1 protein-coding gene is annotated in these 2,051 nt (G+C 42.7%); it reads left to right on the top strand.

Translation table 11 applies throughout. The annotated features are described in order from the left end of the window. A partial coding sequence (locus ACZMB2_RS14060; RefSeq protein WP_487597174.1) for a SpaA isopeptide-forming pilin-related protein occupies positions 1–2,051 on the top strand: 2,051 nt, incomplete at both ends.

Below are 2,051 nucleotides of genomic sequence, written 5' to 3'. Positions count from 1 at the left end.
TAACCTGCCGCTTGGTTCTTACTATGTGGTAGAAAAGACTGCACCGGAAGGATTCGTCCTGAACCATGACAGATCAGAAGTCGCATTTGTCTATGCCAATCGGGATACACCTGTGATCGAAGAGGAAGTGACGGTTGGAGATGATCGCCAGAAAGTTGCAATTCAGGTAGAAAAACAGGATGCAGAAAATGGTGCAACCGTAGCAGGCGCTGTCTTTGGTATCTATAACAAAGAAGATATCAAGGCAGATGGAAAAGTAATCGTGAAAGCAGAGACACTTTTACAGGAAATGACTTCTGATAATGATGGTCTTGCAGTATGTACGCTGGATCTGCCACTTGGACAGTATTATGTGAAAGAGTTAAAAGCACCGGCTGGATTTGTATCCTCTGATGAAGTTCTGAATCTGAATGCTTCTTACCAGGGACAGGATGTGAAGGCAGTAAAACTGAAAACTGTGAAAAAGAACCAGCCAACAACAGTTGAAATCACAAAATCTGATGTAACAACAGGTGTGGAACTGGATGGGGCAAAACTCACCGTTCTTGATAAAGAAGGAAATGTTGTGGATCAGTGGATTTCTGTAAAAGATCAGCCACATGTGATCAAACGACTGACAGTTGGAGAGGAATACACCCTTCGTGAGGAAATGGCACCTTATGGTTATCTGAAAGCAACGGATGTGAAGTTCACGCTGGAAGATACCGCAGAGATTCAGAAAGTAGAGATGAAAGATGAAGTACCGACAGGACTTCTGATCATCAATAAAAATGGAGAGTTTTTGGATAAAGTGACACTTCTGGACCATGTAAAAGGTACTGTGGAGCATCTCTTTGAATATGTAACTGGAAGTCTTACAGATGTAACTTTCGATGTATTTGCTGCGGAAGATATCAAAGCGGCAGATGGTGTCAGTGAAGATTATTTCAAAGCAGATGAAAAAGTGGGAACCATTACCACAGATTCCAATGGTATTGCACAGATGGGAGATCTTCCGGCTGGAAAATACTATGTGAAGGAAGTAAAAACAGCCCATGGTTATGTGCTGGACAAAGAGCCGAGATATGTTGACCTTTCCTACCGTGATCAGGACACACCAGTCATCACTTATGATGAGAAATGGCAGAATGCCCGTCAGAAAGTAAAGGTTACGGTTCTGAAGAAAGAAAAAGATACAGAACGTGTCCTTGCAGGTGGTGTCTTCGGTCTTTATACCAGTGAAGATATCAAAAATGCAAAGGGCGAGGTACTTCTTGAGAAAGACAGTCTGATCGAGCAGCGAGTAACGGATGAAAAAGGACAGATTACTTTTACGGCAGATCTTCCGGTAGACGGAAAATACTATGTGAAAGAGGTCTTTGCGCCGGACGGATTTGTTACAACAGATGAAGTACAGGAATTTACCTTTGAATATGCCGGAGAAGACCAGGCAGAAGTAAGCTACGACTTTACTTTTGAGAATCAGCCAACCACAGTGGAGCTGACCAAAACAGACCTGACAACAGGTGAAGAACTTCCAGGTGCACACCTGAAAGTGACGGATTCAGATGGCAACACCGTAGATGAATGGACTTCTACGGAAGAAATCCATGTGATCAAAGAACTGGTGGTTGGTAAGGAATACACCATGACAGAGACAAAACCGGCAGATGGATATGTCACTGCAGAAAGTATTACCTTTACAGTAGAAAATACAGCAGAGATTCAGAAAGTAGAGATGAAAGATGATGTGACAAAAGTTGAGATCAGTAAGACGGATATCACAGGAGAAACTGAGATTCCGGGTGCAAAACTGACGATTCTCGATAAGGATGATCAGGTAGTAGAGAGCTGGACTTCCACAGAGGAAACACACTATATCGAAAAACTGCCAATCGGTAAATATACCTTACGTGAAGAGCAGGCGCCGAAAGGATATCTTCTGACATCGGATGTTACTTTTGAAGTAACGGATACTGGAGAAGTCCAGAAAGTGGCTATGAAAGATGATACTGCCAAGGGAAAAGTGATTCTCAATAAGACAGATAAATCGTCAGGAGAACCACTGAAAG

The organism is Hominiventricola sp. (assembly GCF_057604405.1).
This window is presented reverse-complemented; position numbering and strand designations above follow the sequence as displayed.